Genomic DNA, 15,970 nt, shown 5'->3' on the forward strand with positions numbered 1-15,970 from the left:
TATACGTCAAAGGAATATCGTGAAACAGTGGAATCAAAGCAATTTAAACTATCGTATAGTGCTAAAGGTTGTCCTTATGACAACGCCTGTATAGAAAGTTTTCATGCAATACTAAAAAAAGAATGCGTATATCTTAATACATTTATAGATCATAATCATGCTAAGTTAATATTATTTCAATATATAGAAGGATTTTATAATAGAAAAAGGATTCATTCATCAATCAACTACATGACTCCAGATGAATATGAGAATCTATGTAGAGTAGCATAGCTTGCTTTAGATTTTGAGCCTGAGGGGATGATAGCCACCCGTAGGGCTTGCCATTGATAAGCCAATAAATAAATGCTACAATATTCCACCACGAAGGCACAAAACATAGCTTGCTTTGAGTTTATCGCCTTCGGGTAGAAACCTAAAAGCATTTATGTTTGGATTGTCAATGGTGGCGGAGACCCACAAAAAAACCTAAATTTTTGTCCAAACTATTGACATAGATCCACTAAAAGAGCTATTGGAGTTTGTTTCTTAAAAACCGTGTCCCTATCTTCAGCTGCAACAAAATTTGTTCAAGATTTAGAAATAGATAAAGGTATATAGAAATTGAATAAGCTATTAAAACATAGAGTAATATTGATAAAGATATATAATTATACTACAATGGTTTTAATAGGAATATAGTTTTTTACATATAGGGATGGTGAAGAGAATGAAAAAAGTATTATTAGTAGAAGATGATCTATTGTTAAATCAAACTTTAGCTTTTCACCTAACGACGGAAGGATATGAAGTAATTTCTTCCTATAATGCAGCATCTTCCAAAGATTACCTTTCAAAAGGTAAATTTGATTTAATTATACTAGATATTAATCTTCCCGATGGCAGTGGTTTTGATTTATGTAAAATATGGAGAGGAAAAACAACAACACCTATCATATTTCTAACTGCAAAGGATATGGAAAGTGATATGCTAAAGGGTTACGAATTGGGGGCAGAGGATTATATTACGAAACCATTTCATGTAAGTGTATTTCTTAAGAAAGTAGAGGTTTTATTAAGAAAAACTAGTACAAAGAATATAGAGCATATTTATAATGATGGAAATTTGTTTTTAAACTTTACCAAACGCACTGCTATGTTACAAGGAAAAAATATTGAATTAACTACAGGGGAGTTCAATCTATTATATTTATTTGTTGTGAATTATAAAATGGTACTTACAAGAAACCTATTATTAGAAAAACTATGGGATGGAAATGAAAAATATGTGGACCAAAATGCTTTAACTATGATGATAAGTCGTATTCGCTCAAAAATTGAGACTAAAGATAAAAAGTACATTAAGACAATCTATGGAATGGGTTACCAATGGGTAGGGGATGCCTATGATGAATAGAGATTTTTTTGAAATGGGTAGCTTAATTATCATAGGGGCCATGTATCATGTTTTTTTGATTTTATATTTTTATAATATAAGACTATTATTGTTTTCTTTAATCTTTTATTTTGCTATTATGCTGATTTATTACTATAATAAGAAAAAAACTGTTAATAAATATATGAATTTCATCAATACTTTGAATAATTCACTAACTTATTTAATCAATAGAGACTACCAAAGGGTTAATAAGCTACAAACTTTAGATGAGACCTTTGATTCAAAAGTAAATCAAAAAATATTGCAGCTATCGGAAATTTGGCAGGAAGAATCTTTACGAGGATTAAAAGAAAAGGAAAATCTACAAAGCTTAATTTCAGATATTTCCCATCAAGTAAAAACCCCTATGACTAATTTAAGAATGTTACAAACAGCTTTAGCTAAGGAAGAAATATCTAAGGAAGAAAAAGAAAAACTATTAAAATCCATGGAGGGGCAACTAGATAAAATAAGTTTTTTATTAGAATCTATGATTAAATCCTCAAGATTAGAAATCGGATTAATTCAATTAAATAAGATTCCATCCAATTTGTTTGACACAATTGCAGAGGCCATAGCAGGTATTGTAGTAAAAGCAGAGAAGAAAAATATAGAAATTGTAGTAGATTGTCCAGAAAGTTATATTCTGCCCCATGACAAAAAATGGACAGCCGAAGCTTTATTCAATATATTGGAAAATGGAATTAAATATTCGCCGTATAATACAAAAATAGAAGTTAAAGTGGAAAGATGGGAGATGTACACAAAGATAGATATTATAGACGAGGGGATAGGCATTCCAGAAGAAGATTTTGGGAAAATATTTAAGAGGTTTTTTAGAGAAGAGAGTAGTTATAATGTAGAAGGAGTAGGGATTGGGCTTTATCTATCACGAGAGATTATTCAAAGACAAGAGGGATACATAAAAGTAGCATCTATTATAGGAGAAGGTTCTACTTTTTCTGTTTTTTTGCCTAATGATTTATAAAGATTATTTACAATACCAATTCTAACTTTTTTGTTAGAATTGGTATTGTTTCTTTAATTAAAAGATACTTTTTGTTATATTTCTGTTAGATTTACCTGATAGTGTTATGTAATATAAAGGGGGAATGCAAAAATGAATATATTAGAAACTATAGATCTAAAAAAATATTATGGAGAAAAACCTAATATTGTAAAAGCTATAGATGGGGTAAATCTAACGGTCCAAAAGGGCGAATTTCTTGCAATTGTAGGAACTTCTGGGTCAGGGAAATCTACTTTGTTAAATATGTTGGGGGGTCTAGATAACCCTACTTCGGGAAAAGTTATTGTAACTGGACAGGATATTTCTCAATTATCTGATGAAGAGTTGACTATTTTTAGAAGAAGAAATGTAGGATTTGTTTTCCAAAATTTTAATCTAGTACCTATGTTAAATCTTTATGAAAATATTGTTCTACCATTGGATTTAGACGGAGAAATAATTGATGAGAGGTATATAGAAGAAATAATTGAATTACTACATTTAGAAGATAAAAAGAGAATGTTTCCTAATTACCTATCAGGTGGGGAACAACAAAGAGGAGCAATAGCAAGAGCTTTGGCTACTAAGCCTTCTATTATTTTAGCAGATGAACCTACTGGAAATTTGGACAGCAAGACTAGTGCAGAAGTATTGGGATTATTAAAAAGAACAAGCGGGCAATTTAATCAAACCATTGTAATGATTACCCACAATAATGAAATTGCTCAATTAACTGATCGTATAGTACGTATTGAAGATGGTAGAATTTATAATAGATAGGGGGAGAGTCATGATAGCCAATAATAATAGAAAGATCATAGGAAAATTAGCTAGTAGGAGTGTGAAATTCCATAAAACAAGAAATATTTTTGTATTAATAACCATTGTATTATCTGTATCATTGTTAGGTGTTATATCTCTTTCCCAATCAGCAAGGGAGCAGAAAATTAAAAAACAACTGGGCATGGTACAACATGTTATATATGAGAATGCCAATAAAGAGCAGGTTGATGAATTAAAAGCCATTGATGAAATAGACTTTTTAACATTGGCAAAGCATGGTAGTAGTTTTAAGCTAGAGAATAAGTTGATTCGTCCAGTTTATTTTGAAAAGGATACTAAGAGCATAAAGAAAAAAGCCATAGCTGAAGGAAATTATCCAGAGAAGTTAAATGAGATTGTGATAGATAGACCTATGTTAAAATTATTCCCTGATGCTAAAAATATTGGGGATTCTATAGATATAAAGTTTTTAGATGGAAGAGAAGAAAAATTCGTAATTAGTGGTTTTTATGAGGAAGAAAATGAGAATGCCAGCATCTATACGATTCTATTTTCTAAAGAGTATTCAGAATATGGAGAACAGCTAAAAGACGTACCTTATACCGTTCTTTGTAAAATAGAAAATGCAGATACCATGTCAGAAGAACAATTTCTAAATACCATAAATAAAATCGGAAAAGATGCAGGAATTGAAAGAAAAAATATAAATCCAAATAATTTTTTTACAAATTCACTAAGTCTGTCAAAACAAAATATTTTAGCCATAATATTAGTATCTATAGGAATTCTATTTGTTAGTATATTAGTTGTATATAGCATATTTTATATTTCAGTTTTGGAGAATATCCAAAGGTTTGGACAGCTTAGAACTATAGGGACTTCTAAAAAACAGATTAAAGCCATCGTAAGAAGGGAAGGGACTATTATGTTTTCTTTAGGAACTCCTATAGGACTTTTGATATCTTGGATAATTGCTTACTGGATTTTTCCAGAAGGGTGGAACTGGAAATATACCATTATTTTAAGCTTAATTATAGCAATTGCTGAATTCATCACCATAATTATTTCGGTTCAAAAACCAGCAAAGGTGGCATCTTCTATTTCACCTGTAGAAGCATCAAGATTTTCAGCATTCGGGGATAAAGGATTAAAGGAAACTAAGGAATTGCACAGGAAGTTATCCCCTTTTTCTATGGCAAGAGTTAGCATAGTAAGAAATAGGAAAAAATCTTTTTTGACATTGGTTTCCCTTGGAATAGGTGGAGCTTTGTTTATTATGAGTACAACTATGATAGTATCTACTTCCTTAGAAGAATATTCGAGACAAGGGCTATATAGGCACGGAGAATATATTATTTCCTTTGATTATAATGCAGTACAGACAATGGAGAATGGATTGACAGGAGTTCAATTAAAAAATTCTATTAATGAAGAATTGATAAAAAAGATAAAGTCAATACAATGTGTTGATGAAATCGTTAAATCTCAGCGTACATCTATAAAATATGATTATAAAGATGTAGTAAATAATGAGGATTATATTTCTCCATTTACTAGAGAAGACATAGATATAATAAATAAAACATTGGTAGAGGGAGCTTTCGATTATGATGGGATGATAAAAAATGATGAAATTCTTATCACCCAAAACGATTTAGCTCAAGAAGTATATGGATGGAAATTTGATATTGGAGATAAAGTTAACTTTAGATATTTTGATGGGGAGAAAGAAGTTCAAAGATCCTTTAAGGTTATAGGTTCCATAGATGAAAGAAGATTTACAGATAATTATAGCATGTTTCTAGTACCAATAGAAAAATTAGAACAATTATTTCCAAGTATTAATACAATAGATGCATTGGTTATATCAATAAATGATTTTGAAAAAAATGGAGATAAAGTAGAAGAGAGTCTACGGAATCTGATATATGAAAATCCTTTACTTGGAATGGATACCTTAAGAGAAAGATTAGCAGAAGATAAAGGAAATTTTGATAGAATAAATAAAGTGATAATAAGATTAAGTAGTTTTATCATTTTATTTAGTTTAATCAATTTAGTAAATACCATAATAACTAATATCATCTCAAGAAAAAAAGAATTTGCAATGCTCCAATCTATTGGATTAAGCAACAAACAATTGGTAAGAATGATTCAGTTTGAAGGTTTAAGCTTATCCTTTGGAAATTTAATAATAACTTTGATATTTGGTACCGTATTAGGTTATGGGTTGATACGAGTATTGCAGTATTTTGGAGCAAACTATATGCATTACCGTTTTCCAATAGGATATTTTTTGATGTATATTATTATTATTGTTATGGTACCAATGCTTGTTTCAGGTATTTTAGTAAGGTTATTTCAGAAGGAAAGTTTGGTTTCAAGGCTACGTTATGGAGAATGATTTTTACTACTTGACACGTACTACGCATGGCGATATAATAATAACAAGTATTACGCATGACGTAATAAGGGGGAGGAAAATGAAAAAAGAAATTAAAGAAGGACCTTTGACTGAGACGGCTTTTCTAATTTTATTGGCAATGTATAAGCCAAATCATGGCTATGGAGTAATGCAATTTGTAGAGGAAAAAACAAAAGGAAGGGTAGTCTTTGGACCAGGAACACTTTATGGAGCAATTAATAATTTAGCAAAGAAAAAGTGGATAGAGCCTTGTCCAGTAGATCCTGAAGAAAGGAAAAAGGATTATATAATAACTGAATTAGGGCGTGCTCAGGTAGAACTGGAGATGAATAGGTTAGAGGAAATATATAATATAGCTATTGAAACAGTGAAAGGTGGTGTCAAGGATGAGAAGGATATTTAAATTATTTCTAAATCCAATGGCTAGTCAAGAGAATTGGCTGAAACAAATGGCAGGTAAAGGATACCGGCTAGTTGATGTAGGAAGATTTTTTTATACTTTTGAAAATTGTAAATCAAATGAATACCAATATGTCATTGATTATGTGGGGAATAAAAGTTATAAAGAGTTAAAAGGGTATCAACAGTTTTTGGAAGAGATAGGGATTAAATATTATGAAAAGTCAATAAATATTGGACAATTTTCATGGGGGAAGGCAAGATTTCGTCCCTTTGCAAATTCAGGTGGTAGGATTGCTACATCAAAAGGAATGATTAATAGAGAACTATTAATATTAGAGAAGAAAAATGATGGGAAGCCCTTTGAAATATATTCCAATATTGAGGATAAGATTTATAGACTAAAGGAGATAAGAAAGCCATTGATATATGGTGAGATTTTTATTTTATTCTTTGGGATGATGACGGTTTTTATCAAAAAACCAATATTTGAATTTACTCTATGGAGTATTGGAGGCAGTAGCGTTAAAAATAATCATCTGTTATTGGGATTATTAGGGATAGCATTTATATATTTTACTGTGAAATTGGTTGGGATCAATAAAGGTATAAAAGATTTAAGAGAGAAAGGTGAAATTAAAGAGTAGAAGATTTAATATTCTTAGATTATTGGTTATTATCTTACTGGTTGTAAAAAATTTAGTAATGTAATATAAGGATGCAAAACTAGAAGTATAAATATATAAAGGGAACTTTGAAATGTAGAGTGGGACAGTGAGAACTGTCCCTGTTGTCCCATTATTCATCTACCCCATACTTCATCTTGTAATAATAAATTGCCAACTGAGTCCTATCCCTTAAGGATAGCTTGTCTAGCATATTGGAAATATAGTTTCTAATAGTACCTTCACTTAAAAATAGTTTTTCTGCAATTTCTCTATTGTTTAACCCTTCTGCTACCAAAAGTAAAATATCAAATTCTCTATCGGTCAGTTCTATATCTATATTATCTTTCTTAGAATATTTTTTTATATTAGATACGATCTTTGAATCAAAGACCAAATTTCCAGAGTAGATTGCATTGATAGCGGGAATAATTCCCTTGATATTTTGCTTTAATATATAACCTTTACAGCCTAAAGAAAGGGCTGCACCAATATATTCATCATCCTGGAAGGTGGTAATCAATAGTATTTTAGCCTTTGGATCTATTTTTAATATTTTTTCAGTTGCATCTATGCCATTTAATTTTTCCATTCTTATATCCATAAGAATTAAATCAGGCCGATGTTTATCATAAAGTTCTACAGCTTGATGACCATCATAACCTACAGCCAATATTTCTATTCCGTTAGCATCTATAATGGTCTTTAAGGATTCTACCACTAGAGGATCATCATCTATAATTATAATATTCATATATATTATCCTTTCATTAAAGTTAGATGAATTTTGAAGCCTTCATCAAATGTATAATTTACAAGGCCATTGTGTTTATAGGCTATTTCTTTAATAGAAATAAGTCCAATGCCTTTATTAGAAAGTAGAGCCTCTTTATTAAAGTTACTTCCATTATCTTTTATTATTATTGTATAAAATTTTGGTTGGTCTAGTAAAGTTATCTTTAATTTTGAAGCATTAGAATGTTTAACACAATTGGTAATGCCTTCCCTTATAACTGATAGAATATCGAATTTTAAATCATAGCTTAAATCATCTTCTACTCTATATATGAGTTCTACATCAATAGCAGGGGTTTGACTAGATAATTTTTCAATCTGATTTTTCAAATCCAAGGATTCATTATATAGATTATGGATGCTCTTTCTAATATCTTCCATTCCATTTTTTAAAGTATCTTGGAGAATATCTAATCTTTTTAATATCTTGTCTTCAGTAGATATAACTTTTAAAGCTTCTACCTGTAATATACTACTACTTATTCCATGACCTATTGAATCATGAAGCTCTCTTGCAATCCTATTTCTCTCTGTAAGTATGGCAATTTGAATATTCTTTTCCCTATCTATTTTCAGTTGTTCATTATATTTTTCCAAGTAAAGAGTGTCTTCTTTTAATTCATCTCGTACTATCTTGTTTTCATCTAAGATAATATTATGTTTTTTTGTCATAGCTGCAATATGAACTGAGACAATTGATACAAAAAAGTTCATTGAGGAAAAATCCATTAGCATTAAAGGCAAAGTAAATAAGATATATAAGCCAAAATCAATATACATATTATATAAAATTAGAGGTAAATAAAATACAAACAAAGTATTGGAAAAACATAGGATTAAAAATAAAGTATAGCCAATTATTTTTATTCTTTTTTTATCGAATAAATCTAAAGCTAGAGAAAAGATAATACTTGTAAGAAAGTAAAAAGCTAAATTTTCATTAGGATTGATATTGTACGTATTATATAAACAGAATAATGCAACTAAAGATTTTTCCCAAAGTTTTCTCATTTTAGTTCCCCCTACGGAATTGAAAGACTACTAAATATATTTAGTATTTTAATTATACTAATATTTGCTAACAAATACAATTTCAGTTATGACAAATGTCATATGAAATCATAACTTTATACACTACAATAGGAGGTTTCTAAACTATATAATGGTCTTACAATGATATATGGGAGTGATGTAGATGATAGTAAAGGTGAATAATTTAGTAAAGAGATATAAGGAATTAATTGCCCTTGATCATTTCAATATGGAAGTAGAAGAAGGAGAAATTATAGGGCTTTTAGGGCCTAATGGCTGCGGGAAGACCACAGCTATAAATTGCATATTGTCTTTACTAAGTTTTGATAAAGGGGAGATAGAGGTTTTTGGTAAAAAGATGACACCTAACTCCTATGATATAAAGCAACAAATAGGATTAGTACCTCAAGAAGTTTCTGTTTTTGACAATTTAACGGTAAGAGAAAACATAGATTATTTTTGTGGATTATATGTAGATAATAATAATTTAAGAAAACAATATGTAGATGAAGCCATAGAATTTGTGGGGCTAAAGGACTTTATTAAATTTTATCCTAAAAAATTAAGTGGTGGTTTAAAGAGAAGATTGAATATCGCCTGTGGAATTGCTCATAAGCCCAAGCTAATCTTTTTAGATGAGCCTACTGTTGCAGTGGATGCTCAAAGTAGAAACTTTATTCTAAATGGAATAAAGAAATTAAATAAGGAAGGTAGTACTATTATATATACAACCCATTATTTAGAAGAGGTAGAAATGCTATGTAAGAGGATTATTATTATGGATAATGGTAAGGATTTGGTTTCAGGGACAAAAGAGGAACTAAAGGCTATGATAACCACTTCAGAAAAGATAGTAGTTGGATTTTCCACTGTTCAAGATGAAGTAGTAGAAAAGATGAAGAATATACCTCATGTAATCGATATAGAAAAAGATGGAGAAGACTATATTATAAAATTTGAAAATGGGTTTAATAATTTAACCAATCTTTTAGATTTTATAAAGAAAAAGGACCTAACTTATACCAAGCTTCATAGCCAATTACCTACATTGAATGATGTGTTTTTAGAGTTGACAGGAAAGGAGCTTAGGGACTAATATGAGAAATCTATTTAGAAATTGTTTATATCAAGGGAAAAATTTATTTAGAGATTTTGGATTTTCATTTTGGAGCTTAGCATATCCACTAATTTTATCTGTTTTTTTCTATCTTTCTTTTAGTGGCATGATGAATATAGATTTAGAGAATATAAATTTAGGGATAGAAGAAGGAAACAGAATCGGATATATATTAGAGGAAATTGAAATATTAAATATTCATAATATTTCTCAAGACCAGGCTATAGAAAAGTTGAACAATGATGAAATTCATGGTTTTATAGATGAGGACTTAAATCTAAGGGTAAAAAAATCTGGCATAAATCAAACCATAATAAAAGAAATAATTGAGCAAATAAAGCAGATGGAAAGATTAAATAGGCCTATTGGAAATTATGATTTTGAGGTGGATTATATATTGGATAGAAATCAGAATGCAAATCCAATAATTGTGACTTTTTATTCATTAATTGCTATGGTTTCTACCTATGGGGTATTTGCTGGAATTGTAACTGTTATCTTAATTCAAGCAAATTTAACTAATATAGGGGCTAGGCTTAGTATTACCCCATTAAAAAAATATAACTTTTTAATAGCAGGATTCATAGTAGCATTAACACTAAATTTATTTGCCAATGGGGTGTTGTTTATCTTTATTAAATATGCTTTAAAGATACAATTATTTAATGAGATTAAGTATAGTAGTATTTTTGTAATATTAGGTAATGTGTTTGGAACTGCCCTTGGAATATTTATTGGTGCTTCCAATAAAAGAAGCCATAATGTAAAAACTTTAATGGCCGTAGCAACTACCTTAATTTTATCATTTTTATCAGGAATGATGGGCCCCCATATCAAGGTAATGTTGGATAAAAATATTCCTATTTTAGGTAGGATAAATCCAATTTCTATTATTAGTAATAATCTATATAGGGTAAATTTATTGGAAAGTACCAAAAGTGTTAAGGAAGGAATTTTAATTTTATCCTTATATTCCATACTATTAATTTTCTCATCCTATATGTTTTTAAGGAGGCGAAACTATGACAGTATATAAGTATTTTATTAAAATAGCCTTGAGAAATAAATGGGCAATTTTATCTTATACTATAGTATTTTTTGTTTTATCAATAATAAATGGTTCTAGTCCAACAAGGGGAGAAACCAGTTTTGTAGAAGCTAAGCTAGATATTGGAATAATAGATAATAGCAATAGCCAATTATCCAATAGCTTAAAGGATTATTTAAGAGATAAGAATCATATAGTAGATGTTGGTCAAGATGAGGAGTCTATAAAAGAACAAATCTTCTTGGAAGCAGCAGATGCTATAATAGTAATACCTAAGGATTTTGATGAAAAGGTAATAAATAAAGAGAAGTCTGTTGAAGTTTATAGAGATGATAGGAAGGTTGAATCCATACAAATTGAAACTCAACTTAATAAATTCTTTGTCTTTCTTAATGCGACTTACAAGGATGGTAAGTTTGACTTAGATGGTATAAGTACAGCATTAAATGAGAAAATCCATGTAGAATTAATCAAAGATGGTGGGAAAGCAAGGAATTATCATATTAGTGAATGGTTTAGATTTTATTTCAACTTTACAGGTTATGTAATCATAGCCACTTATATTGCAGTAATGGGTTTAGTGATGGCAGATTTTACAGATTATAATATTGAAAATAGAAGAAAAATATCCTCAAAGAAGTTTTTAAAATTTAATAGTGAGATATATTTGGGACAATTGTCATTAGCTAGTATTATTACATTAATCTTTATTTTGGGAAGCATTGTTTTAAGAGGCAAATATATTGGAGAAGTAAATTTTGGTATATATATTGTTAACACTATGGTTTTTTCCTTTTCCATTCTATGCCTTACATTTTTAATTAATAATATAACTAGGAACAAATTTGTAATAAATGCTTTATCTACAGTATTGTCTTTAGGTACTGCATTTATATCAGGTGTAATGGTACCTCAACAGTTTTTAGGCAAGAAGGTTTTAACCATAGCAAAATTCTTTCCAACCTATTATTTTGTAAGAGTAAACGATATGCAAGCTAATTCATTTTCAGATATAAGGTATGAATTTTTTATGCAATTATTATTTGCTATAGCTTTTCTCTTTACGGGATTATATTTCTCTAAAACAGCACAAAAGGTATAATTTTAGATAAAAAGTATATATAATAAGCCTTTTCCAGTTGTTTTTTTACAATACTATGCTTATAATATATAAAAAGATATTTAGCTAGTAAAGAAGGTGAACTATATGTCTAAAGTAAAGACCAATGCAATGCGAATCTTGGATACTCATAATATAGAATATAAAATAATTACTTATGATAAAAAGGACGGAAAGATAGATGGTGTTTCTGTTGCTAAAAAGATTGGCAAAGAACCTAAGAAGGTATTCAAAACTTTAGTAGCCCGGGGAAGTAGTGGAGAACTTTATGTATTTATAATCCCTGTGGCAGAAGAATTGGATTTAAAGAAGGCTGCAAAAGCCGCTGGAGAAAAGAAGATAGAAATGATACCAGCCAAGGATATAACTAAACATACTGGTTATATACGTGGAGGTTGTTCACCTATTGGCATGAAGAAAACCTACCCTACCTTCATTGATGAATCTTCTCTTAGCCTAGATTCTATAATAGTCAGTGGGGGAAAAATAGGGGTTCAAATAGAGATGGATATAGAGAGATTACAAAGGATTACCAATGCCATAATGAGTAAAGTGGTAAAAGAATAAGGAAACTAATAAAGTAGTCTAATTTTTAAAAATTAGACTACTTTATTTTTAATATCTATTTAAATGGGTATTTGAATATTAGATAATCGAAATAATATAGATTAGTAGTATTGTAGAGAGGGGATATAAAAATTGGATTATAAGAAACAAATAAATGAAATAATAAAGTATTTTAAAAGTCATGAAAAAGTTGAAGAAGATTTTAAAATAGGGATAGAGTTTGAACACTTTGTAATAGATAAGGATACTTTAAAAACTATTTCCTATTATGGTAAAGGTGGCGTAGAAGAGACTTTAAAGGAATTAGAATCTCAAGGTTGGAAAGGTAGTTATGAAGGAGATTATTTATTAGGTCTGAACAAAAACGATAAGGTAATAACTCTTGAACCAGGAAGCCAATTGGAATTTAGTGTAAAACCTCAGGAAAATATTGAGGATATAGAAAAGGAGTATATGGAGTTTCTAGAGGAGATAATACCTATTATAGATAGAAAAAACCAAGGGTTAATTGCTATTGGATACCATCCGGAAACTAGAATCAATGAAATTAAGATTCTACCTAAGCAACGATATAGCTATATGTTTGAATATTTTAAGGATAAAGGGGTCCATGCCCATAATATGATGAAAGGCACTGCTTCGTTACAGGTAGCTATTGATTATAAATCGGAAGAAGACTATGTTAAAAAGTTTAAAGTATCTAACGCTTTGTCACCAGTATTATATGCCATGTTTGACAATGGATTTTATTTTGAAGGAAAGAGATGGAGTAAACATAATTTAAGGGCTTATATATGGGAAAACTGTGACAAAGACAGATCTGGCGTAGTCAATGAAGCTTTTGATGATGATTTTGGATACAAAAAATATGCAGAATATATTCTAAATGGTCCACCAATCTTTATAGATGATGGGGGAAAAATGTATTTTACAGGCAATAAATTGGTTAAAGAAATATTTAACCCAGAAGACTATTCTATTGAAGAATTAGAACATATATTAACTATGTTTTTTCCAGACGTAAGGACTAAAAAATATATAGAAATACGCATGATAGATGCTATACCTTATCCTTTAAACTTAGCAGCAGTTGCTTTAATAAAAGGTGTTTTATATGATGAGGGAAATTTAAATAAGATTTATGAATATATTGAAGATATAAATGCTGCCGATATTGAAAAAATTAAAACTAGCATCTTTAACAAGGGTATAGATGGTGAATTTAAAGATAAATCTATATACGAAATTTGCAGGATGATTGTGGAAATGGCAAAGACTAGCCTGAGTTTAGATGAAAAGAAATATATTTTACCTTTGGAGAAAATGATCAATGACAGAAAAAATCCTTATGAAATCATAAAAGAAAGAGAGCATCTAGGGAAAAAAGAAGCAATAAGCTGGTGTATACTGAATCATTTAGTGGAGGGGAATGAATATGGATGGACTAAGTTTAACTAAAGAATATATAAATATAGTCAAGGAGAATCCTGAAAGATATTATAAAGATTATATAAAGACAGTAGAAAAAGTAAAAAACTCAAATGCAAAATATAAAGGGAAACCCATACCTTTTCTGTATCAACCAATGTTTTTTACTGAAAAGGATATAGAAACTTTTAATAGGGTAGGAGAAACTTTAATGTCTATAGCTGATAAGGTAACAAAAAAATATTTAGAATCACCTGAATATAGAAAGAAATTCAAATATCCAAAATTACTAGAAGACCTTATATTGATAGACCCAGGTTATGATATAAATATTCCCATAGGAAGGTTTGATCTTTTCTATGGGGAGGGAAATAGATTTAAATTTATAGAGGTGAATACAGATGGCACCTCTGGTATGAATGAAGACAATATTTTTTCCAATATACTCTTAGAGACTAAATCCATGGAAATAATGAAGAAAAAATATAAGGTTTCCTATTTTGAATTAATCAATAGTTGGGTTGAAGAAAGTTTAAAGATATATAGTAGTTTTAATAAAAAAGTTGAAAAACCTAATATAGCTATTGTGGACTTTACAGAAAGTGGAATAACTGCTGAGTTTGAAACCTTTAAAAAGGCTTATATTAAAAAAGGCTATAATGCAGTAATTGCAGATCCAAGGGATTTAAGATATAAAGGCGGAAAACTCTATTATAAAGATATGAGAATAGACCTTATCTATAGGAGGATAGTTACTGTAGAATTCATTGAGAAGGCTGAGGAGATACCCGATTTAATAGAAGCTTATAAAGATGGAGCCGTTTGTGTAATAGGTTCTTTAAGATCTCAAATAATGCATAATAAAATCATATTTAAGATACTCCACGATAAAGAGACTTTATCCTTTTTATCGGAAGAAGAAAAGGAACTTGTAAAAAACCATATACCCGTTACAGAAGAATTTGGTGGAGATGAAAGTTTATTCGAAAAGGTTTTAAAGGATAAGGATAAATACATAATAAAGCCAATAGATTCCTTTGCTTCTAAAGGTGTTAATGCTGGTAGAGATTTTTCTATTGATGAGTGGCAAGAAATACTGACGAATTGCTGGAACAGGGACTATCTATTCCAAGAATTTATAGATCCTTATACTAGACCCTTTGTCCAATTTGAAGATCGGGAGCCTAAAGTTAGGGATTTTAAGCTAAATATTGGAGTTTATATGTATAATGGGGAATTTGCTGGAGTATATACTAGAATAAGTAGGGAGAACATTATATTTGGAAGAGAAGGATATTTTAGTATACCTAATATGCTAGTAAGATAGCGATACAATAGAATAATAATAACTAGTATGTTATAATACTTCTAAAATAAGTAAGTATATATAATAAAATAGCCGTTTCTTGAACCGATTCCCAAAAGTGGACCAAAATCTAACTAATGGGGTCGGTTCATCTTTATGCTGCTTTTTATATACCTTTCATAAATTTATTGCGCATACCTGTGATTTTAATTCGAATTCATCCAGAAGATGAATATGTTTTTACAAATGAAAAAGAAATTAAGAAAATAGAAAACTATAAAATATTGTTAATATTTAGACAATATAATTATAGTTGATATTAAGTAATTCAGTTAAAATTGCAAAGATATTGAAATAAAATTAAATAAATATATGTGTGCTAATTATAAAAAAATTCTAATAAGTGTTCACACGAAAATGATTTAGTTAGTAGGCTCCTCTTTAATAGATCCCACCTTCTTCTTTACTTCTTATGAATAATCTATCCCTTGTTTTTTGAGCAATAAAATGCCCGGGAGGCCCTTTTAGGGTTTCCCCAAGCTACTTATATATGCTTTATGTACAATTTTTAGGTGATTTTAGGTGAAACAATTAAGCAATTAGAGGTTCAACCATATATCCTCGTTTTTTTAATTCTCGGATAAGTTTCTTTTCTCTCTGCTTTTCATGATTCACTTGTATTTCTGTAAATTTGTCCTCATCATATGATAAGTTCTCTTTTAAAAGAGTATAGATAATTACTAATATCTTGCGTGCTAATCCAATAATAGCTTTTTTAGTACCCCTTCTTTGCTTTACCTTCCAATACCAGTTTGATAAATATGTTCCTTTTCTTCGTGTCACTGTCCAAGCTACTTCA

The 15,970-nt window shown here is 29.5% G+C and carries 15 protein-coding genes and 1 pseudogene; 13 read left to right on the forward strand and 3 right to left on the reverse strand.

The window, feature by feature from the left end:
- From CUL_RS17475 to CUL_RS0113700, 7 genes are all read left to right on the forward strand, one after another.
- On the forward strand, window positions 1-273 hold a 273-nt coding region (locus CUL_RS17475; protein ID WP_025642240.1), incomplete at its 5' end, for an integrase core domain-containing protein.
- A 436-nt stretch (window positions 274-709) separates the two neighbouring features.
- Complete coding sequence (locus CUL_RS0113675; protein WP_025642241.1) at window positions 710-1,396, forward strand: response regulator transcription factor; 687 nt, start codon at window positions 710-712, stop codon at window positions 1,394-1,396.
- Window positions 1,389-2,405, forward strand: coding sequence for a sensor histidine kinase (locus CUL_RS0113680; protein ID WP_025642242.1), 1,017 nt, complete (start codon window positions 1,389-1,391; stop codon window positions 2,403-2,405). Before CUL_RS0113675 ends, CUL_RS0113680 begins: the two co-directional genes overlap by 8 nt.
- 132 nt (window positions 2,406-2,537) lie before the next feature.
- Window positions 2,538-3,206: an ABC transporter ATP-binding protein gene (locus tag CUL_RS0113685; RefSeq protein ID WP_025642244.1), complete on the forward strand. Its 669-nt coding sequence runs from the start codon at window positions 2,538-2,540 to the stop codon at window positions 3,204-3,206.
- Between the two features lie 10 nt (window positions 3,207-3,216).
- Entirely contained in the window at window positions 3,217-5,613 is a 2,397-nt protein-coding gene (locus CUL_RS0113690; protein WP_025642245.1) for an ABC transporter permease, read from the forward strand.
- A gap of 79 nt (window positions 5,614-5,692) precedes the next feature.
- Window positions 5,693-6,037: a PadR family transcriptional regulator gene (locus CUL_RS0113695; RefSeq protein WP_025642247.1), complete on the forward strand. Its 345-nt coding sequence runs from the start codon at window positions 5,693-5,695 to the stop codon at window positions 6,035-6,037.
- Window positions 6,021-6,680: a DUF2812 domain-containing protein gene (locus tag CUL_RS0113700; protein ID WP_025642248.1), complete on the forward strand. Its 660-nt coding sequence runs from the start codon at window positions 6,021-6,023 to the stop codon at window positions 6,678-6,680. Before CUL_RS0113695 ends, CUL_RS0113700 begins: the two co-directional genes overlap by 17 nt.
- 151 nt (window positions 6,681-6,831) lie before the next feature.
- On the opposite strand, the gene CUL_RS0113705 is transcribed toward CUL_RS0113700, so the two are convergent.
- Complete coding sequence (locus CUL_RS0113705; RefSeq protein ID WP_005586355.1) at window positions 6,832-7,452, reverse strand: response regulator transcription factor; 621 nt, start codon at window positions 7,450-7,452, stop codon at window positions 6,832-6,834.
- Between the two features lie 5 nt (window positions 7,453-7,457).
- Entirely contained in the window at window positions 7,458-8,504 is a 1,047-nt protein-coding gene (locus tag CUL_RS17480; protein WP_005586354.1) for a sensor histidine kinase, read from the reverse strand.
- A gap of 184 nt (window positions 8,505-8,688) precedes the next feature.
- Here CUL_RS17480 and CUL_RS0113715 point away from each other — a divergent pair, with 184 nt between their 5' ends.
- From CUL_RS0113715 to CUL_RS0113740, 6 genes are all read left to right on the forward strand, one after another.
- Window positions 8,689-9,621 carry an ABC transporter ATP-binding protein gene (locus CUL_RS0113715; RefSeq protein ID WP_005586352.1) on the forward strand — a complete coding sequence of 311 codons (933 nt, stop codon included), beginning with the start codon at window positions 8,689-8,691 and terminating at the stop codon, window positions 9,619-9,621.
- Between the two features lies 1 nt (window position 9,622).
- A complete protein-coding gene (locus tag CUL_RS0113720) occupies window positions 9,623-10,678 on the forward strand; it encodes an ABC transporter permease (protein WP_025642249.1) in 1,056 nt (351 codons plus the stop codon).
- Complete coding sequence (locus tag CUL_RS0113725; RefSeq protein ID WP_025642250.1) at window positions 10,665-11,792, forward strand: ABC transporter permease; 1,128 nt, start codon at window positions 10,665-10,667, stop codon at window positions 11,790-11,792. The genes CUL_RS0113720 and CUL_RS0113725 overlap by 14 nt, the downstream gene beginning before the upstream one ends.
- Window positions 11,793-11,897: 105 nt before the next feature.
- Window positions 11,898-12,377: a Cys-tRNA(Pro) deacylase gene (gene ybaK, locus CUL_RS0113730; protein ID WP_025642251.1), complete on the forward strand. Its 480-nt coding sequence runs from the start codon at window positions 11,898-11,900 to the stop codon at window positions 12,375-12,377.
- Window positions 12,378-12,509: 132 nt separating this feature from the next.
- Entirely contained in the window at window positions 12,510-13,835 is a 1,326-nt protein-coding gene (locus CUL_RS0113735; RefSeq protein ID WP_005586344.1) for a glutamate--cysteine ligase, read from the forward strand.
- Entirely contained in the window at window positions 13,813-15,132 is a 1,320-nt protein-coding gene (locus CUL_RS0113740) for a circularly permuted type 2 ATP-grasp protein (protein ID WP_005586343.1), read from the forward strand. Before CUL_RS0113735 ends, CUL_RS0113740 begins: the two co-directional genes overlap by 23 nt.
- A 570-nt stretch (window positions 15,133-15,702) precedes the next feature.
- Here CUL_RS0113740 and CUL_RS17485 read toward each other — a convergent pair.
- Window positions 15,703-15,970: pseudogene (locus CUL_RS17485) on the reverse strand (IS110 family transposase); the annotation flags it as partial.

Origin of the sequence: [Clostridium] ultunense DSM 10521 (genome assembly GCF_000511955.1) — a bacterium.
Lineage (GTDB): Bacteria > Bacillota > Clostridia > Tissierellales > Tepidimicrobiaceae > Schnuerera > Schnuerera ultunensis.

Excerpts from the sequence above, each read along its gene's own strand:
- CUL_RS0113675 (WP_025642241.1), top strand. The coding sequence starts at position 710 with ATGAAAAAAGTATTATTAGTAGAAGATGATCTATTGTTAAATCAAACT.
- CUL_RS0113680 (WP_025642242.1), top strand. The coding sequence starts at position 1,389 with ATGAATAGAGATTTTTTTGAAATGGGTAGCTTAATTATCATAGGGGCC.
- CUL_RS0113685 (WP_025642244.1), top strand. The coding sequence starts at position 2,538 with ATGAATATATTAGAAACTATAGATCTAAAAAAATATTATGGAGAAAAA.
- CUL_RS0113690 (WP_025642245.1), top strand. The coding sequence starts at position 3,217 with ATGATAGCCAATAATAATAGAAAGATCATAGGAAAATTAGCTAGTAGG.
- CUL_RS0113695 (WP_025642247.1), top strand. The coding sequence starts at position 5,693 with ATGAAAAAAGAAATTAAAGAAGGACCTTTGACTGAGACGGCTTTTCTA.
- CUL_RS0113700 (WP_025642248.1), top strand. The coding sequence starts at position 6,021 with ATGAGAAGGATATTTAAATTATTTCTAAATCCAATGGCTAGTCAAGAG.
- CUL_RS0113705 (WP_005586355.1), bottom strand. The coding sequence starts at position 7,452 with ATGAATATTATAATTATAGATGATGATCCTCTAGTGGTAGAATCCTTA.
- CUL_RS17480 (WP_005586354.1), bottom strand. The coding sequence starts at position 8,504 with ATGAGAAAACTTTGGGAAAAATCTTTAGTTGCATTATTCTGTTTATAT.
- CUL_RS0113715 (WP_005586352.1), top strand. The coding sequence starts at position 8,689 with ATGATAGTAAAGGTGAATAATTTAGTAAAGAGATATAAGGAATTAATT.
- CUL_RS0113720 (WP_025642249.1), top strand. The coding sequence starts at position 9,623 with ATGAGAAATCTATTTAGAAATTGTTTATATCAAGGGAAAAATTTATTT.
- CUL_RS0113725 (WP_025642250.1), top strand. The coding sequence starts at position 10,665 with ATGACAGTATATAAGTATTTTATTAAAATAGCCTTGAGAAATAAATGG.
- ybaK (WP_025642251.1), top strand. The coding sequence starts at position 11,898 with ATGTCTAAAGTAAAGACCAATGCAATGCGAATCTTGGATACTCATAAT.
- CUL_RS0113740 (WP_005586343.1), top strand. The coding sequence starts at position 13,813 with ATGGATGGACTAAGTTTAACTAAAGAATATATAAATATAGTCAAGGAG.